The organism is Burkholderia sp. MS455 (assembly GCF_016899445.1).
Lineage (GTDB): Bacteria > Pseudomonadota > Gammaproteobacteria > Burkholderiales > Burkholderiaceae > Burkholderia > Burkholderia pyrrocinia_C.
In genome coordinates this window covers 1,321,875-1,344,693 of sequence record NZ_CP041779.1, presented here as the reverse complement: position 1 = coordinate 1,344,693, position 22,819 = coordinate 1,321,875, and the positions used below count along the sequence as shown (strand labels likewise).

Genomic DNA, 22,819 nt, shown 5'->3' with positions numbered 1-22,819 from the left:
GTGCGCAATCAGCCCGTCACAAGCCGACGGAAGCGATGTGAGGGCCGAACTGGAGCGCGCCTCGCAGGTTCATTTGTCAGCCGGGCAGTTTCACGCGTACCCGGGCGTAGCGGCGCGGCCTCCGCTCACTCTCCGAGGATGCCGCCGAGGGCCGCGTCAATCTCAGCAGCAGCCTTATCGGCGGCTTCCGCAGCGGCCTGCACCTCGGCGCGCTCCCGCGCTACAAGCACCACCGCCAGTCTCGCATCAGCACGCCGCGAGCACATCGCCGATAACGGATTCCGCGAGCGATTCCGCTTCCTCTGCCCGGTAACGGTCGCCAGCCGCCCCGCTCGCTGCCGCTCGCCCTCGCCATGCAGCAGCGCCCAGCCGCAGCGCACGCAAGGCGCGCAGCATCTTATCGTCGGCATCTGCCTTGTCTTCCCACGGCTCGGACTGCAACACCCATCCCTCGGTGTCCGCCACCGTTCCAGCCTCGGCCAGCGTCTCATAGCCAGCCTCGCCAGCATTCGCCAGTTCGGTCGCCCGGTCCTCATAGCCGACGAAGAACGCGCCCTTCGCGTCAGCGTGATCCCACTCCGGGCAGACGTGCTGACGGATGAAGTCCCATGCGGTTTGGCAATGGTCCGCCATGCTGGAATAGCCGGGCGCTACGGGCATTGCAAGGGCCGGGACGGGCGTATCCTTGCGCGCCGCTTGCCAGTCCACCTCAGCGAAGAATGCGCCCTCCTTGTAGGCTTCTGCGGCGTCGATGTTCGAGTTACGGAGAGCGATGATGTTCGTTTGATTCATGGTCGTTTTGCGGTACTCTGCGGGCGCGCTGGCCCGCATCGGTAAGGTGATGCCCGGTCGATCCGCCAAGACTGAACCGAGCGTTACTGTGGTACGTGCGGTGCCAGCGCCCTACTCGGCGGTGCCTCCTTCGGCTCCAGCCGAACCGGCAGCAATCGCGGATTGCGCCGCCTTCATGATGGTCACGTGCGTTGTGCCGTATTCCTTCGCCAGTGAGCGCGCCGACGCACCTCCATCTAACCTCGCCCGAATCGTGCGCTTCTCGTCCGGCGTGAAGCGCTCGGGCCTGCCGCCGATGCGGCCCTCCGCCCGCGCTCGCTCAAGCCCCGCGTGCGTCCGCTCGACGATCAAGTCGCGCTCAAACTGCGCGAACGCAGCGAACATGCGCAGGATGAGATCGCCCGCCGCGCTCGTCACCTCCTGCACGGGCAAGTCCAGCACAACTACCCGGACGCCTGCGGCACGCAGCGCCTGCACCGTGCCGTCAACGTCGGCAGCATTCCTGCCTAGCCGGTCCAGCTTCGCGACGACAAGCACGTCGCCCGCCTCTAGCTTCTCCACTAGCTTGCGGAACTGCGGGCGCTCCATCGCTGGAACTGTGCCGCTGATAGTCTCAGCACACACACGATGCGGCTCTACCTCATACCCCGCCTGCTTCGCGACAAGCTGCTGGTTCGTCGTGTCCTGATCCTGCGTCGATACGCGGCTGTACAGAAATGTTCGTGACATGGTTCGTGCGTGTGAATCATCATGGATAGATAACGTGGATAGAATCATCATTCGGATAGAAACCACTGTCAAGGACTTTCTATCCACATTCAGCGCACCGAATCCCCTGGACACTTAACGAACGTTATCTATCCACGTCTCAGCGGATGCTGCTTCCACGATGCACACGCGTCAGAAGATGAGGCCCCGCCCTCGGAGTGTCGTCAGTCAGCGGGTGCGCATCGGCGAGATCAGCGGCATGCTGCGCGGCTCACGTCGCGCCCGGCAGTTCGCCATTGAACATGGATGATGTCCGGCGACCAATCCTGCTGGATAAAACGCGCACACCCGCGCACGGGGGCGTACGCGTGCGGACGAGTGGCGTAAGTCCGCGCGGATAAGCGCATCAGATTTCGGCCCGCAAATTCACCCACCCCTACCGAACAATGAAGCAGGCGCCAAATTCACAAACCAATTCACGGACCCATGATTTGCAGATTGACAAGCGAGAATCTGCGGCGCAGAATTGGCTGAACTTGGAGAACTTCATGTCGCACCCCGAAGATCAGGCAACGCCGACTCAGTATGTTATGCGGCTTCTTATCGAGAATCGCCTCGATGAAGCAACGGAGTACATTGAGGTGACATTGGGAGCGCAGATTGCAACGCTAGAGCGCCAACTGGCGCTACTGCGGAAAGAGCAGTCGTTACTGGGCCAGATCACGCAATTGCGCCGCCACCGCGACGGGACACAGGCCGCTGATGTAGCGACAAGTCCAGCGCAAACCGGGTCTACAGTTGCTCTAGACGGCCTTCTCGATTTGGGTGATTCCGTCGAGGATGTTCGACACTCGATCTTTTCGATGTGCAATGAACTGGCTCAACGAAGCGGCGGCACCCTATTGTTGGCTGATGCCGTTGAGGAAGTGAAGAAGCGAGGAATTGACCTGAAATCAACCCGTCCCGGTACCAGCATCGGAAACATGCTGTTCAAGTCTGCCGACTGGACTCGAATCGGAGACGGTCTATTCAAGTGGAATCTTTACAAGAATTGAGTTGGGGGAGCCGCACCGACGTTAGCGGCGTCGGCGGGCTCATATTGCAACCCGCGTCCGTGGAAGGCGCGCAAATCAAGGAGCATTCATGCGGCTAGCAACCGTGCTGCTCGTCGCCCCCCTTGGCGGGGTGAGGACGACGCTAGCGGCGCTTACGATAATATGCAATTGATTGCAGTGCGGGCACGGCGCATCAGCGCCGTGTCTGTATTGTGCTGCAGTTCGCTCCGGTTTACAAGCAGTAGCCGCCCCGCCCGAGCGCGACACTTCATCGCGATAAACGAGCTGAACCCATTCACACTCCATTCACACTGACCGACAAATGGAGTCGACTTAACCGCAGTCGCTCGCGTGGATAAGCATTTGATTCGGAAGGAATTTCTGGCCCGCCCTACACGATTCGAACGTGTGACCTACGGCTTAGAAGGCCGTTGCTCTATCCAACTGAGCTAAGGGCGGTCGGGGAGAAAAGACACGGCCCGACGCGGACCGCATCCGGCACGAGGCGTTGAGTAACGGCAACAGCGCAACAGCACCACCCAACACCCCGAAACAAAACGGGCCCGGCATGAAACCGAGCCCGAAATTATACCCGATCATCGCGTCACATCACGCGAAACCGGCCATCGCGGCATCAAACCGGCTGCGGATGCAGCATGAACCAGCCGAGACAGAACACACCGGCGATCACGCAATACACGCCGAACGAAGCCAGCCGGCCGCGCCCTTCGAAATAGCGCATCAGGAACCGAACGCTCAGGTACGCGGCGATCGCCGTCAGCACGCCGCCGAGCAGCGCATCGGCGAGCTGGTCGCGCGCATGGAACAGCTTCGGCAGTTCGAGCACACCCGCCGCGAAGATGATCGGCGTGCCGAGCAGGAACGAGAACTCCGCCGCCTTCTCGGCCGTCAACCCGGCGGCATTGCCGGCGATCATCGTCAGCCCGCTGCGCGAGAAGCCCGGAATCAGCGCGCCGATCTGCGCGAGGCCCACGAAGAACGCCTGCTTGAACGTCATCTTCTCGGGCGCCTGATGCGCGCGGCTGCGCTGGATGCGATCGCCGAGCCACAGCAGCACGCCATTCACGATCAGCGCGATCGCGACGATCCGCAGGTCGTGAAACACGCGTTCGATGCGCTTCTCGAGGAGCAGCCCGACGATGCCGGTCGGGATCGTCCCGATGATCAGCGCCCACATCAGGTGCCCGTCGTCGTTCTTGCGGCCGCCGAGCTGCGCGAAGAAGCCGCCGATCAGCGCGATCCAGCGCGCACGGAAGTACCACAGCAGCGCCAGCGCGGTGCCGAGATGGAGCGCGACGAGGAACGGCAGCAGTTGCGGCGCGTGCTTGTCGATATGCATGCCGAACAGCGCCGGCACGAGCAGCGTATGGCCAAGGCTGCTGACGGGGAAGAGTTCGGTGACGCCCTGCAGGACGCTCAGGAATACCAGAAACCAGAGACTCACGCGTCGGTCCTTTTAGTGGAGATTAAGCGGGAAGAAAGACGGACGACGCAATGCGCGTCCGAAAAAACGCGCCCCGATTATGCCGAGCCAGGATTACTGCGCCAAGGCATTTGGCCGGATATTGCGGCAATGCACACAAACGCTTGCAATTTGTAAGCACACAGAAAGCAAAAAGCCCGCCATTTGCATGGCGGGCCTTTCGACTTCGGCAGGAATTGCCGTCAGCGGCCGAGCTGATAGAAAAATAATACCGTGCTGCCGGTGAACATGCCGAACAGTGCGATACCCATTGCCATTGCCAGATCCATGGCCCCCTCCACGAAGTGTCATGACCCGGCAACATCACCGGTTTAGAGGCATTATCCAGACCGTTGGCAGTGTTAAAAACTCGCAATTTCCCGAGAAGGGTTTTCCCCGACCCGCCGCGGCCCGATAATGGAGCGCGCCGTGTCCCGTCCACCCGCCCAACCCGATTCGCCATGCCGATCTTCCAGCAACACGACATTCACGAACTTCACGCCGGCCCGTCGCTCGTCCGGGTCGCCCCGCAATTCGGCGGCCGCCTGCTGTCATGGCACGTCGACGGCGAACCGGTCATCTTCTGGCCGGAAACGGCCGACTGGAGCAACCTCGCGCGCGTGCGCGGCGGCAATCCGCTGCTGTTCCCGTTCCTCGGCCGCCACCGCGTCGACGGCGAACTCGGGCGCTGGCGCGATGCCGCCGGCGTGGTCCGCGACTTGCCGATGCACGGCTTCGCGCGCGACCTGCCGTTCGCCGCGCACCCGTCGGCCGACGGCGCCGCCTTGTCGATGACGCTCGACGCGAACGACACGCTGCGCGCGAGCTACCCGTTCGATTTCCGGTTCGAAACGACCTACCGGCTGGCCGACGCGCATACGCTCGAAGTCGCGCTCACGACGACCAATCGCGGCGATACGCCGCTGCCCTACTACGCGGGCCACCACTTCTATTTCGCGTTGCCGCACGGCGAACGTGCCGACACGACACTCGAGCTACCGCCGACTCGCATCTGCCAGCAACGTGCAGACGGCTCGATCAGCCCGCTCGAACCCGGTGAAGCACGCTACAGCCTCGACGATCCGAACATCCTCGATCGCTTCCACTGCCTCGACGGCGAGCCGTCCGCGCCGGCGCGCATCGTGATGCCGGGCCGCCGCCGCACGATCGAGATCGCGCTCGACGTGCCGGGCTCGATCCCGTGGTACGCGGTCACGACCTGGACCGAAAAGCCGGATTCGGACTTCTACTGCGTCGAGCCGTGGCTCGGCCTGCCGGATGCGATCCACAACGGCCTCGGGCTGCGCATGCTCGCACCCGGCGCGACCGAAACGGCCACGTTGCGGATTCGCGTGATCCCGCTCGCAGGCTGATTCGCAGCGCGCCGAACCGGCGTGCGACGGCCCCGGCAACGACCCAAACTGCGGTGCGCGGGTCGAACCCGTTAAAATCGGACGTTTTGTGTTGCCTGCCGCGTCATGAGCGGCAGGGTTTTGCGAGGTTCAATGTTCGGAACAACAACGAAGCGACTCTTCGCAGCCGCCTGCGCCGCCCTGCTCGTCGCGTGCGGCTCCGCGCCTGTCGGCCCCGGGTTCTACCGCGTCGAGCGCGGCGATACGCTCTACAAGATCGCGCGCGACAACCGCACGTCGGTACCAAACATCGTGCGCTGGAACCAGATGGCGAACCCCGACGCGATCGAAGTCGGCCAGGTGCTGCGCGTCGCGCCGCCGCCCGGCACGACGACGGCATCGACGCCGTCGACCACCGGCACCGGCAGCGCGGGCCGCGCCCGCCCCGCGCCTTCGGCGCCGGTCGAATCGGCCGTCAAGCCGGCCACGAGCATTTCGCTGGTCTGGCCGGCAGCCGGCAATGTGGTCCGCACGTTCGACGGCTCGAAATCCAAGGGTATCGATATCGCGAACTCGCCGGGCACGCCGGTGGTCGCGGCCTCGCCGGGCGTCGTGGTCTATGCGGGTAACGGGCTGCGCGGCTACGGCAACCTGATCATCCTGAAGCACAACGCCGACTACCTCACCGCATACGCGCACAACCGCGCGCTGCTGGTGAAGGAAGGCCAGTCGGTCACGCAGGGGCAGTCGATCGCGGAGATGGGCAACAGCGACAGCGATCGCGTCGCGCTGCATTTCGAATTGCGCTACGGCGGCCGCTCGATCGATCCGTCACGCTACCTGCCCGCGCGCTGAGCGCGCGACAGCCGGCGCGCGATGCCGGTGTGCATCGCGTGCCGTCTCGGGCAAAATCGGGAAGGTTGAATCAGCGCTTGCGCAGACGGCCGGTAAACCGGCCGGACAGCGGATCGACGTGGCGGGCAAACGCCACCAGCACGCCGATTCCGATCAGGCTGAACCCCGCAGCAATCAGAAGCAAATCCATGGTCCTATCACTGTTGTGTCGTGATCTTATGCGTCATTGTGGAATCGTGCACTGAGCCGTGGCCATTGGACGAGTCCGAACATTCCCTATCAGCAGTCACCATTGTCGATTCGTCTGCATGAAACCCTGATGTAAGCCGTTCGCCCGACGCCACGTTCGACACCCAGGAGACCCGCGATGCTGCCCGCCGCCGACCGCTACGACGACCTGCTCTCCCGCTTCGGCTGGGCCGTTCCGGCCCGCTACAACATCGGCGTGGATGTCTGCGACAAATGGGCCGACGGCAGCGGGCGCCTCGCGCTGATCCACGAAACCGCGCAAGGCGACGTGATTCGACTCACGTTCGACGACCTGAGGAATGCTTCTAACCGGCTCGCGAACAGCTTCTTGCGCGCCGGCCTGCGACGCGGCGACCGGATCGGCATCTTTCTCGCGCAGGGCCCCGAAACGGCCATTGCGCATCTCGCCGCGTACAAACTCGGCGCGATCACGGTGCCGCTCTTCACGCTGTTCGGCGTCGATGCGCTCGAATACCGGCTCGCGAACAGCGAAGCATCCGCGCTCGTCACCGACGCGGCCGGCTACGCGAAAATCGCGCCGCTGCGCGCGCAACTGCCGGCACTGCATACCGTCTACTGCATCGGCGACGATGCACCCGACGCGCCGGGCGTGCTGCGCTACGATGCGGCGCTGGCCGCCGAATCGCCCGACTTCGCACCGGCCGACACGGCCGCCGACGATCCGGCGGTGATCATCTATACGTCCGGCACGACCGGCAAACCGAAAGGCGCGCTGCACGCGCATCGCGTGCTGCTGGGCCACCTGCCGGGCGTCGAGATGTCGCAGCAATGCTTCCCGCGCGACGCGCGCCTGTTCTGGACGCCCGCCGACTGGGCGTGGATCGGCGGCCTGCTCGACGTGCTGCTGCCGTCCTGGCATCACGGCGTGCCCGTGCTCGCCCGCCGCTTCGAGAAGTTCGACGGCGACGCGGCGTTCGCGCTGATGGCACGGCACGGCGTGACCCACGCGTTCCTGCCGCCCACCGCGCTGAAACTGATGCGCGTCGTGGAGCGGCCGCGCGAACGCTACGCGCTGTCGCTGAAATCGGTCGCGAGCGGCGGGGAATCGCTCGGCACCGAGCTGACGGCCTGGGGACGCGACGCGCTCGGCGTGACGATCAACGAGTTCTACGGGCAGACCGAATGCAACATGGTGCTGTCGTCGTGCGCGGCGCTGTTCGATGCGCAGCCGGGCGCGATCGGCAAGGCGGTGCCCGGTCATGCGGTCGCGATTGTCGACGCGGACGGCACGCCGCTGCCGCCCGGCGTCGAAGGCCGCATCGCGGTGCGCCGCCCCGACCCGGTGATGTTCCTCGAATACTGGCGCAATCCCGGCGCGACCCGCGACAAGTTCGTGGGCGACTACCTGCTCACCGGCGATACGGGCACGATCGACGCCGACGGCTTCGTGCGCTTCGTCGGCCGCGACGACGACGTGATCACGAGCGCCGGATACAGGATCGGCCCGGGCCCGATCGAGGACTGCCTGCTCACGCATCCGGCGGTGCGGATGGCGGCTGTCGTGGGCGTACCCGACGCGACGCGCACCGAGATCGTCAAGGCGTTCGTCGTGCTGAACCCCGGCCACGTCGGCGACGATGCGCTCGTCAGCGCACTGCAGGCACACGTACGCACACGCCTCGCCGCGCACGAGTATCCGCGCGAGATCGCGTTCGTCGACAGCCTGCCGATGACCGCGACCGGCAAGATCGTGCGCCGCGCGCTGCGCGACGCGTAGCCGTCCGCCGCCCGCTCGGGCCGCCGGCCGGATGGTTTATAGTGGCGCCACGCAGTCTTTCCAAAAAACCGATGTCCTCTGAACGCCAATCCGCCGCGGGTGCGTCGCACAGCCCGCTCTACGCCAAACTCCTCGGCGAGACCGCCAAGATCGACTGGTGCGATCTCGAGCGCTTCTTCGCGCAGGGCAAGCTGCTGTCCGTCGCGCGCGACCTCGATCTCGTCAGCGTCGCGGAAGCGATCGCCAGCGACGAAGCCGACCAGGTCACGCGCTGGCTGTCTGCCGGCCTCGTCGCGCGCATGCCGGCCGAAACCGCGGCCGACTACGCGGCGCGCAACCCGGAGCTGTGGGCGGTCGTCGTGTCGCCGTGGGTCTGCGTGCAGGAACGCGCCTGACGCGTCCGCCATGTCCGAATCCGCGTTACCTCACGGGGCCGGCACTGATTCGGCCACCGTCACGCATCGGCGCGTCCTCGCGCTCGCCTTCCCGATCGTCCTGGCGAACCTGACCCAGCCGATCCTCGGCGCCGTCGACACGGCCGTCGCCGGCCACCTCGACGGCGCGCAGTATCTCGGCGGCGTCGCGCTCGGCGGGCTGTTCTTCAATTTCGTGTTCTGGGGCTTCGGCTTCCTGCGGATGGGGACGACCGGCCTCGTCGCGCAGGCGCACGGTGCCGGCGATGATGCCGGCATCCGCCTGAACCTGCTGCGCGCGTTGATCGTCGCATTCGCGCTCGGTGCCGCGGTGCTCGCGCTGCAGGTACCCCTGCTGTCGTTCGCGCTGACCGCGCTCGGCGGCAGCGATGCCGTCCGCGCGACGGCGCTCGCGTACAGCCACGCACGGATCTGGAGCGCACCGTTCGCGCTCGCGAACTACGTCGTGCTCGGTTACCTGCTCGGCGTGCAGCGCGTCCGGCTTGCGCTGGTCGCGCAGGTGTTCATCAATGCGGTGAACATCGGCGCCGTGCTGCTCTACGTGTACGGCTTCGGCTGGGGCATCGCCGGCATCGGCGCCGCGACCGCCACCGCGGACGCGTGCGGCTTCGCGCTCGGCGCGTGGATGCTGTGGCGGCTACGGCCGCGCGGTCTCGTGCCAATCGCCGCGCGTGCGCTCGCCGACCGCGTGGCGCTCAAGCGGCTGATCGCGCTCAATCGCGACATCTTCCTGCGCACGCTGTGCCTGCTCGGCGCATTCGGCTGGTTCGCGCACCTCGGCGCGAAACAGGGCGACGCGACGCTCGCGGCGAACGCGCTGCTGCTGAATTTCCAGACCTTCATGGCGTACGGCCTCGACGGCTTCGCGCATGCGGCCGAGGCGCTCGTCGGCGCGGCGGCCGGCGCGCGCGACCGCCGCGCATTCCGGCAAGCCGTGCGCGTCACGCTGTTCTGGTCCGCGCTCGGCGCGCTGCTGTTCGCGCTCGCATACTGGGCCGGCGGCGGCTGGATCGTCGCGCGGCTGACCGATCAGGCCGAGATCCGTGCAGTCGCGCTGCGCTACCTGCCGTGGGCCGCGATCTCGCCGATCGTGTCCGTCTGGGGCTTTCTGCTCGACGGCGTGTTCATCGGCGCCACGCAGACGCAATCGCTGATGCGCGCGATGGTCGTGTCGTTCTCGATCTTCATCGCGGCCACGCTCGCCGCCGTCGGCACGTTCGGCAATCACGGCCTCTGGTTCGCGCTGCTGCTGTTCATGGCCGCGCGCGGCGCGACGCTCGCGCGCTACCTGCCGGGGCTGTTGCGGCGCATCGGCGCCGACGCGCACGCCGCACCCGCGGCCCGCGCCTGACGGCCGGCCAGGCCGACCGTTACTGCACGGGCTTCGGCGGCGGTGCGTCGAGCATCGACGGCGGCGTCATGTCGGTCGGCACGCCGTGATAGTCGGCCGGATCTTCCGGCGGGTGGCCGCGGCGGGCCTGACGAGGATCGCTGGTGCAGCCCGCGAGAAGCGCTGCGGCCAGCACGGCCAGCATGAAACGGGTCATCGGGTATGGCTCCGGAAATCGGCGCGCCCATCGCGCGCCAGGACCGCGCCGAGTCTAGCGGAAATCCGGTTTCGGGGTCGCGCCGCGCATGTCCTACTATGTACGCATGGCACTGTGCCGTGGAAAGGAGGCTGCCGTGTCGTCTGAGGAAATTGCGGGCCTGATCGGCCTGTTCATCGGCTTGATGGTGCTGGCCGCGCTGTCGTACTTCGAGGCGCGCGAATACAAGCGCAGCCATGGCGGCGAAGGGATGATCCACCACTGGATGGCGGAACATCACCTGCTCGACTGGCGGCGCAAGCACTGAGAGCGAGCCGCCTCGCCGTCCGGCCCGCGTCGAACCCGGGCCGTTCGCGAACGTGCCATCCCGTGGCACGATAGGAACCGCGCATCGTCGAAATTAACAGGGCCGGATACACACGCGTTGACCGAATACACGAACGCCGTCGCGCGGCAGGCTGCCGCACGACGGCGTTTGCTTGCGTGCGCCCGGGACCGGGCGCGCCCCGATTCAGACGGCTCAGCCCAGGAAGTGGCGGGCGTAGCGCGCGTTGATGTCGGACAGACGGAACAGCGTCAGGAAATCCGCGCAATTGAAATCGGGATCCCAGGCCGGCGCGCCGCAGATCTTCGCGCCGAGACGCAGGTAGCCCTTGATCAGCGGCGGCGGCGCCACGACGACACCCGTCTGCAGTTCGTCGACCGGCAGTGCCGTGTGCGGGAACGCGCGGTACTCGGGCGCCGTCAGCGAGTTCGCCGGAAGCGACTGGTACAGGTTCGCAGCATAGTGGCCGCCGTCGGCCATCGACACGCTTGCGCAGCCGAGCATCGTCTCATAGCCGTTCTGCATCATGTACGCGCCGAGGCCACCCCACAGCGCCATGATGACGGCGCCGCTGCGGTAGTCGCTGTGCACGCACGAGCGGCCGACCTCGACCATCTTGCCGCGCAGGTGCGTCAGGCGCGACAGGTCGAATTCGCCTTCGGCGTACAGGCGGCCGACACGCGCCGCCTCGTGCGGCGGCAGCACGCGATACGTGCCGACCACCTTCAGCGTATCGAGATCGCGAACCAGCAGGTGGTCGCAGTACGCATCGAACGGATCGACGTCGAGACCGGAGGGGCCGCTGACCTGCGCGCCCATCTCTTCGGCGAACACGCTGTAACGCAGGCGCTGCGCTTCGCGCAATTCGTCTTCCGTGCGGGCCCATGCGGCACGCAGGCGGTACTCCGATGTAACGGTTTCAGCAGCGCGCGGCAGGTGGCGCCGCGACGTGTCGAGGGGCAGCGAGGCAAAGGGGAGCGTAGGCGTCGGCAGTTCTCGCATTAGGCTTTCCTGGTCGTAAGGAATAAGGCGACATGCCCGCCAATGTAGTAATCGGCCGTGACCGTTATGTGGCACGACCGTGTCCTTTCAATGACGTGTCGCCGAATTGACTTTAGCAGAAAGCTTGCGAAGCCGTATGATGAATCCCGTTAACCCCCGTCAGGCCTGCTTTACACCAGTTCCGGCGTCAATACCGCCCGCAGCACGGCCTGCCGGCTGCCGTCGCGCGTGCGGCTCGCGAGCCACACGATTCCGCCCTTCTTGACGCTCCAGCTGTCGTCGCTGCCGGAGATCAGTTGCGCGGCGACGCTGCCGAGCGTCGGCTGGTGCCCGACGATCACGACCGTCGGCGCGATGCCTTCCGGCCAGCCGGCCGCCGCCAGCACGTCGTCGACCCCGCCACCCGGCGCGAGCGCGTCGACGGTCCGGTACTGGTCGGTCAGCGCCTCGACGGTCTGCACGGTGCGGGCCGCCGGGCTCGCAAGAATCACGGCGTTCGTCTCGAGCCGGCCACGCAGCCATTTGGCCATCGCCTGCGCGTCCTTGCGGCCACGAACGGTCAACTGGCGCGCGAGATCGCTCGCCGCGTAGTCTTCGGCTTCGGCATGGCGCCACAGGATCAGGTTCATCATGATGTTCTCCTTGCTTCGGCGAGCGGCCGCGCGCACGCGTGCCCGGGCAGGCCGATCATCGTGCGAATTGTCGCAAATCGCGGCCGGTTCACCGCCGCGGCATTTACCCGCATATCGTGATTGACCGGATCAGTAATTAGACGATACAATCTTTGGCTCGTCGGAGCGTAGCGCAGCCTGGTAGCGCATCTGATTTGGGATCAGAGGGTCGTAGGTTCGAATCCTATCGCTCCGACCAAAGGAATCAAGGGGTTAGCTGATGCTAACCCCTTTTTCTTTGGTGCAACATCGGAGCATTGCTACCATTTTGCTACCATCTAGGGCGTCTAGAGTGACATCTATAAGCAAGCGCCACGATGACAGCCCCCAACCCACACGGCCGCGCGACCGGCCGAATTCGTCCGTCGCGCCGACTGGAGCGACGAGAATAATTATCCTCCCGACGACATGGTTGACGCCTCGGCATGGGCTTGGGAATTTCTTCGACGCAACCAGGAATACGCTGACGACCACCGGGACTGGCAGCAAGCGTTTGCCGATGTCCCTACGCGACCGTTTGACGATACGCCGCTGACTCACTATCGCTGCGATCCGCCGCCAGCCGACCCAGAAATGCCTTACTGGGCTTATGCATTGGCCCACCCGAAGCACTTCGTGCTGTCAGTCAAGGATCACATACGGCTGCGCTGGGGTATTCGCGCGTTACCCGACCCAGATTTGAGCTGGGACAAGCTATATCGAGCCAACCAGGAAAAATCTTTCGACGACAACGCCAGGCTCCAGTGGCTTTTCACCACCAGCACCGTCGAAGTGATCCGACCGCCTAGCGCCACACTGGCTGATGCCACGCGACCAACATTCGTAACCGCCGCCTGCGGATCGAACGAGGTGCTAGTGTCCCGTTCCGTTGTTAACCGAACTATGTTCACGTAGCATGTAGACGTCAACATGGCGATGGGACGACCGATGGCGGAACTGGTGCTGAGCGAAGACGAGCGCTCGCAACTGATGTCGATCGCGCGTTCTCGCTCGATTTCGGCTGCGTTGGTCACGCGGGCGCGCATCGTGCTGGCGGCCGCTGGCGGCGAACCCAACAGTGCGATCGCGCAGCGCCTGCAAATAGGCGCGCCACAGTGGGCAAATGGCGCCTGCGATTTCTGGAGCAGCGCATCAACGGACTCTATGACGAAGTACACCGAAATCGATACTTTGCCTTTTGGCCGTCATAGACGATCGACGGGCACGCTCTCACTACATCTCCATGGGCATCACACGTCAACCGACATGACCCGCTGTGAAGCAACGAGCGTCGGTGGCGGGGTGCACTTGCAAATACACAGGTCATCACTCAGCGCGACGCGCCGTCCGTCAGGCCCTGTCATTGGAAGTCGCGGACCGGCGCATTGAATCTTGCCAATCGATTTGCAAGCTGGGCAAATTACGTCGTCGTCTTCGTGCGCGATATGCCTGCCGTCCAATTCAAACGGTGTTGCCTTCACGCGAACGGTTCCCGCCACGGTCGTATGATCGCCATCGAGAATCAGATATCGGGTCATTTTCCGTTACCTCAGTCACGTCCCGAAACGGACGAATACAGGTGTGCCATCTTCGCCACGCAGTCAGCCATGTGGAGCCAAGCCTCCGATTAAAAAGGCCAATCTCGCCATCCCGACGCCCACGCACCAGCCCACCAGAAGAGGACCGATTTCCCCCGTGTACTCGCGGTCGTACTTCCAAGCTGCGATGAATAGCAACGGCACTGGTACACCGATCATCCCGATCATCTTGGGCCAATCGGCATACGGAGCGAATACGTGAAGTGCGCTGCTCACAAGGACCCAGCACGGCAGCCCCAGGACGAACAGCAACCAGCCGAACCCTATCAACGTCACGGGGTGTGCACGCCTCTTCACTTCACTCGGTTGGGTCACGTTGAGCGATCTTCCTTCTCGATTACAAAAGAGGTCATCCGCTTGTAGCCCTCCAACGGGGAACCGGGTCAAGACTGATCAAGGTATGCAACGAGTTCCCAAGCAACAGGGGCCATGCGCTGACGTGTACCCAGCATGCTGTCGAGGACCGCTAGCCGTCGAGGTTCATGCACGACGACGGAAGGCAACGCGTCACCCTTAAGAAACCTGCGTTTCGCATCACCAACCTGACCGGCATCCAGCTTCGCGCACCACACGCCATCTTCCGGACACTGCTGGCCGGTACGCGCGACGGTCCCCAAAGGCACACGAGTTGCGATGTTCGCAGGCTGATCTTCTTGCGCAGTTTTCTCCGTCTGACTTGCCAGGGGTAATCCTGTTGCCGGGTCGAGATGCTTCGCCTTCGCCATCTGATCGATGACTTCACTCGATGGTTTCGGTGGAGGAGCAGCAGCTTCCTGCTCCTTTTGCCATTGGAACGTGCCATCCCACGACGGAAGCTTCGCAGGGGGGAGCGGCACGATCTTATCGATATCCGGAACCTTGGGATTGCGACCGTCGTTCGTATCGATGAATTTGCCGATTGCACTGTATCGACGAACGCGCTCAGGATCGGCGGCCACCCCAATGTAGTTGAGCTTGTCGTTCGCTGGCGGCCCCTTGAAACCGTCCTCCAATGAAAGAGCCCCTTGCCTATCGCCAGCCGCTGCAGCTTGCTGGAACGCTTGAAGTGCACTTGGATATCGCTGCTTTATTGTCTCGATAATTCCAAGATTGTTAGCAGCTTTGCCATGCCCTTGATCGGCTGCACACTGGAACATCGCGTGTGCGATGTCCGGTGCCATATTATCCGGGGCAAGGATGTCAGCAACATAGTACTGAGCTTCAGCATTTCCCAAATCCGCCGCTTTGCGGATGTATCTTCGAGCCGCCTCATCGTCTCTCTGTACTCCGTACCCATTCAGAAGATAGTGTCCGATATCGTAGTAACCGCTTGGCACACCTGCCTTGATGAGCTGTTCAGCTAGATCAACGCTTTCCTTCTCAGGATCGGGTGAAGACGCCATTCCCGACGAGACTAAGATTTGCAGGTTGTGATTTGCCTTATAGTGACCAAACGCGGCCGCGATGCGGTAGTACCGAGCAACATCGTTGAAATCCTTCGGCCCTTCTCTCTTCTCAAGGAATCGGGCGTACTGGAAAAGCGCATCCGCCTCCGGATCAAGAGGCGGCAGATGGTCGGCTTCATGCGTGCATGTGAAGGCGAGATTAAGGCGCACTGCGCTAACATCGGGCAACGGATTCATAGCACTTTCGTTCTTCGAACAGGCGGTCAGCAGGCAAACAACGGAGATGGCAACTAGTACGCGCATGATCAATCAAGCCTGCTTCGTGTTGTCGTATTGGAGGAAAAACTGACGAGCGCAGCCAAGGGCTGAAGATTGCTTCCTTGCAGGCGTTTGTTTCGATCCGTGATCTTCACCCACTGATTGAATGCGTCGGTCATGTTGTCACCTATCGCTGCACTATTGACGTCATTACCGCTCGCGGCTCCCTGCCCCTCAGACGGAGCCGGTTTCGTATGTATTGCCCACAACTTCTTACGAAGAGCCCTGCTCACATCGCCATGCTCGTGGCAGATGTTCAACTCGCTATCCACCTCCATGCTTCGCGTGTTGATGTTTGCCGAACCATGCGTCAAAAACACATCATCGATGACCATGATCTTGCTGTGCACATAAGTGTCCATCCACTTTCCTGCTGGAGAGTCTGGCGCAACCAGAGTACAGATCAGTGTCTTCAGCCCCGGAATATCACCTGGAATGACTTGCCCCTTGTTATTGTCCGCAATCTTGGCATTCACGTCGTTGAGCTGCTTCTGCAAATCCTTCTTGTGCGCTTCGTTCTTTTCCAAGGCTTTGGCGATCTCAGCCTTCGAACCCGTTCCATAAGTCTGAATCAACTGCGCCGTGCTGTCAGTACCGTCAATGCTCGCCACTAGATTGCGTCGCTGCTGCTGATACACGTCGTTCCGCTCCAACTTTGTCACGTTCGGCATCGTGTCCGCGTGCCCCAGCGATTCCATCATCCGGTATGTCGATACCTGTCCGTTGTCCAATGCATCATTACTGGAATTCGTCACCACGAACAGATACAGCGGTCCATGCTTGCCAATATCTCGCCCGCCAGCTGTCTGTCTGTTGATCGCAGTCTTGATGTGATCGACCAACGGCGGCCAGCGGAAATACTGATTCTCGATATAGATGTAGCGGCACGCATTGTCCGTCGCCTGCTTGTACATCGCCCGGATATCGCGGCGGCCTTCCTGCGATTGTGTGCGCAAGATTTGCGCCATGACTGGCGTACCCCTGTCTTTTCGCAACCGAAGTCGTGAAGCGAGCGCCCGGCGGGCCGGCAATAAATCGACACCCGTACTGCGCTTCCACGCATTGCAGAAATTGACATTGAGATGTTCGAGGATCGGTCCCGTCACAAGCGCCGACATATCCTGTCGCGGTGTCGCACCGTTGCGCCCGAAGCGAGGATGCATCCGAGCAAACGAATGCTTATCATCGTCCCAGTACGCATCCAGCGTGTTATGGCCCATCACGAAACCCACGGCATGTTCGGGCGCTTCGTAGTCCACGAGCACCATTTTCTGATGGTGCGAAGGTTCGGTGCCGAAGCCAATCGTGACCGCTTCTTCGTTCAAGTTCTTGTCTTCGCGAAACCGCGATTCACGATAGATGATTTCCGCGCGGTCCCCCAACGAAAAATCTCGTGTTGCCACTTCGATACACGGCAGCCCCTGCAAGGCGACGGTCTTTTTCGACGGCTCAGGAGGCGGCAGGCCAGCAGCATGCTTGGCGCGCAAATCAGCTGCTTGCTTGTTCGCTTGCTCTTCCCGGAACGGGGAAGGAGGCACTGCTCGCGCGGTCAAATACCAGGCACGATCGTACTCTCGCTCCGCATCGTTCTCGTTCTGCAAGACACGGTTCCGCAACCAACTAAAACCGGGCGTCGAGTTTTCGGTGACCTGAGCGACATTGAGGGAGTCCGCCCAACACAGAAGTCGGACCCGAACACCCTCCAGTCCTTTCTTGAGAAGCAGATCACCAATATTGAGCGACGCCCCTCCGTCCCCACGCTTGAAATACATCGACGGCTGGAAGCCCCAACAAATGATATCAATGCTGTACCGTGCCGCCATGATGGCATCATACACAGCACCAAACGCCTCCTGACCGTTTACGAGGGGTTGGTAGGAGCATGTGATCGGATGAAACTCGACGGGCTTTCCCTCGTCCGTGGTGTCCACAAACCAAGGTGAACACACCGATGCACTTGAAGTCTGATTGAGTGCCATCGGCGTAGTGATCGTCTTGGCGGTCATGCTTCGTCTCCGGTTGACGGGTTCAGCAGTTCGCTGTAGCGCGTTCGGTGCAATGCCCGATCGCCAGGTGGAGTGACGTCCGCCGCACTACTACTTTCGTGAAACTGGAAGCCTTGATTCGCGAGGGCACCGTTAGCAGCGTCGTGATAATCGCCGGGCACGGGAATTTCATGCTTAACGCCGTTTGCTAATTCAAGCGTGTACTTCTGCGTCGCCACATGATGGTCGATAGGCAACTGCCCAGTCTCGTCGAACACGCCCTGTTTGACCAGCGCGCCGTCTGCATAGAGTTTATATGGCATGCCAACCGGGGCAGCATTTTTCGCCGAGGGAGACGCAAACATGTTCAGCGACAGCTTCTGGACCGGCGAATCCTTGAACGCCGGGTTCGTTATATCGACCCGTGCGGGGCCAGCAAACGAATAGCTTGCGGCCTTGAAGTCGATCTTGCCCGGTGAGTGGATATTGATGCTGCCGTCCTGACTGATCTGGATGATCGCGCCACCGCACAGAATCCGGATTTCCTTACCGGAGGCGACTTCGATAACATCCGTTACGGACCGGATGTGCAATGCAAGTTGAGCTGCCAAATCGATGACGCCGGCATGCGCCTGAATATCGATGTCGCCTTTACCGGCGATTGCCTTCATCCCGCCGTTCTGCGCAAAGATGCTGATCAAGTTGAGCGCCGCGACGATCAACGACTGTCCCGACGCGACGGTCGTGGTCTGACCGCTCACGAGGTTGATGAGCTGGTCCGCCGCGAGATGCACCGACTGCTGCGTCGACGCGGCAATTCCGGCCGGGCTGTCCAGCAGCATCACGGGTTCCTTGAAGGCGTTCGCGGTGCCCGTGCCACCACCTGCCGTGCGACCGCCCTTGGCCTCGGGCGTCTGCGGCAATTCGAGTGCGTCAGTGAAATGCTTCAACGCATCGTGACCGGTCTTGAGGTCCGCCGCCTGATGCCCCTTGCTGGCTTCCGACAACGAATCGACCAAATTCCCCGTACGGGCCAGTTGCTGGCGTGCTTCTCGCACGTCCAGTTGTTCGGCGTCCGGGGACTTGTGCTGCGTGCTGATCGCCATCCCCTGATTGGCGCGCATGGCACCGAATGCGTCGGTATGAAGTTTGTAGCCAATCCCGCGATACCCGCCTCGCGTGTTGCCCGTCTGATCGATCAAGTACCCTTGATGAAATAGATGGTAGGTTCCCCCGGTATAGCTCGTCAGGCGCTGCCCGCCCTGATGCGTGGAATCGTCGTGGATCAGGGCGTTGTAGGCACCGGTATTGCCGAAGCCGCGCGACTGCTGGCCCGATTTCAGTACGTCCGAATGCCACGGCTGCTGCGTGGTCCCACCAGGCAATCGCCCCATCACGAAGGGGCGATCACAATCCCCTTGCCAGTAACCGACCGCGACCCATTCGCCCTTGCGCGGCACGTGCACTGCACCATAGCCGTCGCCCGTATCGCCTTGCATGACCCGCAACCACGGCGATGTGTTGTAGTCGTCCGGATTGCTCTGCCGGTCCCATGCGAACCGGCCACGTATCTCGTTGTTCTTGTTCGTCCACGCTTCCTCGCCGTCCGGTGCGCCGACCAGCAGGTGCTCAACCTGCATTGCCGGCTTCTTATGCTCGAGCGGACTGCGGTACACAACATCCGTGCGCTGGGCTTCCATCTTCATCAAGAAGAAGCCCACCGACCCATCGTTGGCACGAGGCCGGGATACTGACGCCTGCTCGTATTCCGCCTGAACGCGGTCAAACTCCGATTGCAGGCTGAACGGAAACGCTTCCGACTGCCGGGCGAACGGCACGTTGTTCAGGATGAACCAGTGCATATCGACCGCCAGAAACTCTCGGTCCTTCGAATCGGGCGTATCGTGACGAGGATGATCATTCAGAACGAACCGCGAACCTGCATCAAGCCAGCGCACCCCACCGACGCCGATAAAACGACGGGCCATCGCATCCCATGCCTGCGTCCGAATCTGTGCACGGCGAGCACCACTGTCGGAGTCGGGGTAGCCCAACGTCGTCGGTTCGTACACTGCCGCCGGGACGCCCGGAATACTCAGGGTTTCCTTGTCGCGGTAATGCTGGACCGTGTATGTCGTCGTCTCCATCAAGCTCCCCGCCGCGAAGCTCGAACCCGGTCGATCCTGATCGAAAGAGGTAGACCTGAACTCCATAGGCTGAGCAGTCTGTTGCATCACCCACTGCGTCAAGCCATTGATCTCATCGCCTGTATTGCTTCGGGAATACGCGACATCATGAGCCTCCGGTAACGCCGAGATGCTGTCCACGATGACGAGCGTTGTCTTCGGTGGCTCGCTATCCTTGACCTGCGCATGCTCCCAATAGAAGTACCAGCCCTCATCTTCCAAAAGCCGATGGACCAAGTTCAGGTCCGATTCGCTTTGCCGCGTATACGTGCGGGTACTTGGCTGACTACCGAGATTGAATCGATAGCGCCCGCGCAGTTGAGGGTATTTTTCGAAGACAGTGCTAATGCTCTGCACCGCATCGGAATCCAGCCAGTAGTAATCGTCGCGACCTTCACCCAAGAAGAACAAGGCGGACGCGAACTCGATCTGGTAAAGCGAAAGCGCGCCATCAGCTCCCAATCGCCTGATCTGATAGACGAAGCCGTGGATCGGCCGATACTCCGCGTCGGAATTGGGGGCTGCCGGTTGCTGGATGAACAACGACACCTGCTGATGCATTAGAGCGAGCAATTCGATGTCGTCACGCGTGGAGACTGCATCCACGGTCCAGCGATAATCGCGACCGATCTTCGACCAGCCTTTCGCGCGAACGGGCGTAAGCGCGTTATCGCCCAACGGGGTGCGCAGCGTCAGCAAACGGCCGTGCTGCATGAGGCCACGGTTAATCGCGTCGAAGACGTCGCTGTATCTCAAACTCCCCGAATCTGTCGGTCCGAGTGCCATCTGTTCTTGTCCTTGTCTCTCAGGTTCGACCGTCGCAAAGATGCAAGGCAAGGACGGTCTGCGGTCGCGAATACTACCGCTCGCGCGATTTTATCCGGAATAAGGCAGATTCGTGACACGAGACGGACCCATTGAGCTTTTTTTAACGATTGTTGGCGAATATTTCCACAGTTAATTCGCCCAGTGACGTGAGATTGCGCCTTTTCTTTCGTTTCGCTTTCGCCTCGGGCGTGAAGACTCCTAATCCTTTATGCGAGGGCACGCGCCCCGATGACCAAGGTTTCGGCGATCAGATCGAGACGAATTCTAGTGGTGCGACGGCGCGCGTTAAGGCACGATCGGCGAAAGCAAGCCATTGGTCACCAATTCGCCGAGCCGCGCCTTGACCTCGGCAATGACGTAGGACGAGGAATTCAGCAGTTGTTCGTCGCAGGATTAGCACCGTATGGATCGCGGTCCATGTCATGGATCGCATGCCAGCAGCAATTTGATTGCGTTAGATTACCAGTTACTTACTTGGACATGTCATATGTGGAGCTGGCGTGGAACACGACGAACAAGGATTGAATAGTAAGGTCATCAAGTGGCTGCGCGAAACCGGCTTCCCTCTCGAAATGGAAGCCGCCGCCGCATTTCGCAATGCGGGCTTCGAGGTTCGCCAGTCAGGAACATTTCGCGACCCTGAATCAAACAAAGGCCGCGAGATTGACGTATTGGCATTTGATCCCGATCTAATCGGCGTCATCGATATTTCATTCGTTATTGAGTGCAAAGCGACCCAGAAACCTTGGATCGTACTCACCGCACAAGATGCACTCGGAAATTTTAATAGGATGACAGCATTTTCAATCTTGTCGCGCGATGCACGACAGGCGCTGGCGTCACGTTTCCCAGGCCTCCCCCCTGCACTTCGCAAGTATATTGAGCGCTCTAATAAAGGCGGCTACGGCCTTCGTCAGGCCCTTGGCAATGGAGATGATGTCGCATACGCAGCGGCAATGTCTGCCTTAAAAGGATGCCATGACCTAGCCTCGAAAACAAGCGATCGCTTCCCCACTTTGACATTCGCATTTCCTATCATTGTTGTAGACGCCCCGCTTTTTGAATGTTCGAGGCAGGACGATGGTGAGATCACGATAGAACGCGTCGAAGTAAGCGAATTTCTATTCTCTGCGCACATCCCTGATCGGCTCGATGCTTGCATCAGGGTTGTAAGTAGAGAGAAATTGGTCGACTTCGCGCGGGAAATGAAGGAGCTTGCGGACGTTTTGCGTAAAGAATTCAAGAAGGAAGAGGACGATGCTTTCAAACGCCTTTAGTTATTTATAAGCTCTCTCGGCAAAAAATGCCCCCTGGGGTATGGCTTATTACGAATCCATCAACTAACTTAATTCGTCAATGCGAGAACTGCAGTGCCTCCTGCTTGGTCTGCAAAATTACCGCATTCAGTTTAAGGATCAGAGCGTCTTTGCCTACTAGTTGCTTGCGCGCTCTGCTCATGAGCTTCAGCTCTATACGAAATCGAGCAAGTCTAGACATGACTTGCTCTGTCAGGGCGGCCCCCCATCGGAACTGACTGATAATGGATCACTTGGGTACACCATAACGGGCCATGCGCGGGATCATCTGGACGTGGATCAACAAGATCAACCGTTTATTTGATCCGCGATAGAATTGATCCATCATCTCAAATGATCCACTCAAAACCATGCGCAAACTCTATTACGGGCGGATTTCCACCACGGACGGCCAGTCAGCCGCGAGCCAGTACGAGGACGCAAGAGCCCACGGCGTGCAGGACAAGGACGTTTTCATTGACGAGGGCGTCAGCGGCTATCACGTGGCCCCTGGCGCACGGGAACAGTGGCGCAGAGCCGAACACGATCTGCGTCACGGCGGCGTGCTCATCGTGCGCTGGCTGGACCGGATCAGCCGCCGCTATGACGAGTTGCACGCCACAATGCGTCGATTGATGGAACTGGGTGTACGTGTCGAATGCACGCTCAACGGAATGGTGTTCGACGGGGAGGCAAAGGCCCCCATCGAGAAAGCGACGCGCGACGCGATTCTTGCGTTCATGGCGGCGCAGGGCGAAGCCGACTACCTCAACCGCGCCGAAATGCAGCGTCGTGGGGTGGCGATCGCGAAGGCGGAAGGGAAATACAGGGGTCGTGCACGGTCACACGACTACGCGGCGATCAAAGCATGGCGAGCAGAGAATGGCGCGAGCATCCGCGAAACCGCCGAGAAGTTCGGCGTCGGAACTGCGACGGTCAAACGTGCTTGCGCCGATCACGCCGACATACGTTAGCCTGGGCTACGCAACGCGCGAGACTCTCACGCGTCGCGGTGCTGGGGAGGTATCCGGAAT

At 61.6% G+C, this 22,819-nt stretch carries 20 protein-coding genes, 2 tRNA genes and 1 pseudogene; 12 read left to right on the top strand and 11 right to left on the bottom strand.

Going from position 1 to position 22,819, the window contains the following annotated elements:
• Nucleotides 1-246 precede the first annotated feature (246 nt).
• Together FPJ27_RS25440 and FPJ27_RS25435 are read right to left on the bottom strand one after the other, a co-directional pair.
• Nucleotides 247-792, bottom strand: a complete 546-nt coding sequence (locus tag FPJ27_RS25440; RefSeq protein WP_204426127.1) for a hypothetical protein — start codon at nt 790-792, stop codon at nt 247-249.
• A 111-nt stretch (nt 793-903) separates the two neighbouring features.
• The gene (locus tag FPJ27_RS25435) at nt 904-1,572 is read right to left on the bottom strand and encodes a recombinase family protein (RefSeq protein WP_343301787.1); all 669 of its coding nucleotides are present in this window, start codon (nt 1,570-1,572) and stop codon (nt 904-906) included.
• Between the two features lie 476 nt (nt 1,573-2,048).
• Between FPJ27_RS25435 and FPJ27_RS25430 the strand changes: the two genes are divergently transcribed.
• A complete protein-coding gene (locus FPJ27_RS25430) occupies nt 2,049-2,555 on the top strand; it encodes a hypothetical protein (RefSeq protein WP_204426126.1) in 507 nt (168 codons plus the stop codon).
• Between the two features lie 382 nt (nt 2,556-2,937).
• Here FPJ27_RS25430 and FPJ27_RS25425 read toward each other — a convergent pair.
• Nucleotides 2,938-3,014, bottom strand: a tRNA-Arg gene (locus tag FPJ27_RS25425).
• Between the two features lie 175 nt (nt 3,015-3,189).
• Nucleotides 3,190-4,020 carry an undecaprenyl-diphosphate phosphatase gene (locus FPJ27_RS25420; protein WP_021157259.1) on the bottom strand — a complete coding sequence of 277 codons (831 nt, stop codon included), beginning with the start codon at nt 4,018-4,020 and terminating at the stop codon, nt 3,190-3,192.
• A gap of 479 nt (nt 4,021-4,499) precedes the next feature.
• Here FPJ27_RS25420 and FPJ27_RS25415 point away from each other — a divergent pair, with 479 nt between their 5' ends.
• The 5 genes from FPJ27_RS25415 to FPJ27_RS25395 all read left to right on the top strand — a co-directional run bounded on the left by FPJ27_RS25415 (nt 4,500) and on the right by FPJ27_RS25395 (nt 10,017).
• On the top strand, nt 4,500-5,411 hold the full coding sequence (locus tag FPJ27_RS25415; RefSeq protein ID WP_204426125.1) for an aldose epimerase: 912 nt from the start codon (nt 4,500-4,502) through the stop codon (nt 5,409-5,411).
• A gap of 132 nt (nt 5,412-5,543) precedes the next feature.
• A complete protein-coding gene (locus FPJ27_RS25410; protein WP_072435852.1) occupies nt 5,544-6,245 on the top strand; it encodes a peptidoglycan DD-metalloendopeptidase family protein in 702 nt (233 codons plus the stop codon).
• 367 nt (nt 6,246-6,612) lie between these two features.
• Complete coding sequence (locus FPJ27_RS25405) at nt 6,613-8,232, top strand: acyl-CoA synthetase (RefSeq protein ID WP_204426124.1); 1,620 nt, start codon at nt 6,613-6,615, stop codon at nt 8,230-8,232.
• A 71-nt stretch (nt 8,233-8,303) separates the two neighbouring features.
• Complete coding sequence (locus FPJ27_RS25400; protein WP_072435854.1) at nt 8,304-8,627, top strand: DUF2288 domain-containing protein; 324 nt, start codon at nt 8,304-8,306, stop codon at nt 8,625-8,627.
• Between the two features lie 10 nt (nt 8,628-8,637).
• Entirely contained in the window at nt 8,638-10,017 is a 1,380-nt protein-coding gene (locus FPJ27_RS25395; RefSeq protein WP_072435855.1) for an MATE family efflux transporter, read from the top strand.
• Between the two features lie 19 nt (nt 10,018-10,036).
• Here the strand turns inward: FPJ27_RS25395 and FPJ27_RS25390 are convergent, their stop codons facing one another.
• Nucleotides 10,037-10,213 carry a hypothetical protein gene (locus FPJ27_RS25390; protein WP_165948090.1) on the bottom strand — a complete coding sequence of 59 codons (177 nt, stop codon included), beginning with the start codon at nt 10,211-10,213 and terminating at the stop codon, nt 10,037-10,039.
• A 136-nt stretch (nt 10,214-10,349) separates the two neighbouring features.
• Between FPJ27_RS25390 and FPJ27_RS25385 the strand changes: the two genes are divergently transcribed.
• Complete coding sequence (locus FPJ27_RS25385; protein WP_204426123.1) at nt 10,350-10,520, top strand: hypothetical protein; 171 nt, start codon at nt 10,350-10,352, stop codon at nt 10,518-10,520.
• Nucleotides 10,521-10,733: 213 nt separating this feature from the next.
• On the opposite strand, the gene FPJ27_RS25380 is transcribed toward FPJ27_RS25385, so the two are convergent.
• Entirely contained in the window at nt 10,734-11,540 is an 807-nt protein-coding gene (locus tag FPJ27_RS25380; protein ID WP_204426122.1) for a GNAT family N-acyltransferase, read from the bottom strand.
• A gap of 170 nt (nt 11,541-11,710) precedes the next feature.
• Nucleotides 11,711-12,172, bottom strand: a complete 462-nt coding sequence (gene sixA / locus FPJ27_RS25375) for a phosphohistidine phosphatase SixA (protein WP_204426121.1) — start codon at nt 12,170-12,172, stop codon at nt 11,711-11,713.
• 161 nt (nt 12,173-12,333) lie between these two features.
• Between sixA and FPJ27_RS25370 the strand changes: the two genes are divergently transcribed.
• From FPJ27_RS25370 to FPJ27_RS25360, 3 genes and pseudogenes are all read left to right on the top strand, one after another.
• Nucleotides 12,334-12,410, top strand: a tRNA-Pro gene (locus tag FPJ27_RS25370).
• A gap of 209 nt (nt 12,411-12,619) precedes the next feature.
• On the top strand, nt 12,620-13,105 hold the full coding sequence (locus FPJ27_RS25365; RefSeq protein WP_204426120.1) for a DUF6499 domain-containing protein: 486 nt from the start codon (nt 12,620-12,622) through the stop codon (nt 13,103-13,105).
• A 15-nt stretch (nt 13,106-13,120) separates the two neighbouring features.
• Nucleotides 13,121-13,365: pseudogene (locus FPJ27_RS25360) on the top strand (helix-turn-helix domain-containing protein); the annotation flags it as partial.
• A gap of 75 nt (nt 13,366-13,440) precedes the next feature.
• Here FPJ27_RS25360 and FPJ27_RS25355 read toward each other — a convergent pair.
• The 4 genes from FPJ27_RS25355 to tssI all read right to left on the bottom strand — a co-directional run bounded on the left by FPJ27_RS25355 (nt 13,441) and on the right by tssI (nt 20,448).
• Nucleotides 13,441-13,728, bottom strand: coding sequence for a PAAR domain-containing protein (locus tag FPJ27_RS25355; RefSeq protein ID WP_204426119.1), 288 nt, complete (start codon nt 13,726-13,728; stop codon nt 13,441-13,443).
• A gap of 443 nt (nt 13,729-14,171) precedes the next feature.
• Nucleotides 14,172-15,410: a sel1 repeat family protein gene (locus FPJ27_RS25350; protein ID WP_204426118.1), complete on the bottom strand. Its 1,239-nt coding sequence runs from the start codon at nt 15,408-15,410 to the stop codon at nt 14,172-14,174.
• Between the two features lie 68 nt (nt 15,411-15,478).
• The gene (locus FPJ27_RS25345; protein WP_204426117.1) at nt 15,479-17,497 is read right to left on the bottom strand and encodes a phospholipase D-like domain-containing protein; all 2,019 of its coding nucleotides are present in this window, start codon (nt 17,495-17,497) and stop codon (nt 15,479-15,481) included.
• Nucleotides 17,494-20,448, bottom strand: a complete 2,955-nt coding sequence (gene tssI / locus FPJ27_RS25340) for a type VI secretion system tip protein TssI/VgrG (protein WP_204426116.1) — start codon at nt 20,446-20,448, stop codon at nt 17,494-17,496. The genes FPJ27_RS25345 and tssI overlap by 4 nt, the downstream gene beginning before the upstream one ends.
• Before the next feature lie 542 nt (nt 20,449-20,990).
• Here tssI and FPJ27_RS25335 point away from each other — a divergent pair.
• Both FPJ27_RS25335 and FPJ27_RS25330 read left to right on the top strand, forming a co-directional pair.
• Nucleotides 20,991-21,767: a hypothetical protein gene (locus FPJ27_RS25335; RefSeq protein WP_204426115.1), complete on the top strand. Its 777-nt coding sequence runs from the start codon at nt 20,991-20,993 to the stop codon at nt 21,765-21,767.
• Nucleotides 21,768-22,156: 389 nt separating this feature from the next.
• Nucleotides 22,157-22,759, top strand: coding sequence for a recombinase family protein (locus FPJ27_RS25330; protein ID WP_204426114.1), 603 nt, complete (start codon nt 22,157-22,159; stop codon nt 22,757-22,759).
• Nucleotides 22,760-22,819 lie beyond the last annotated feature (60 nt).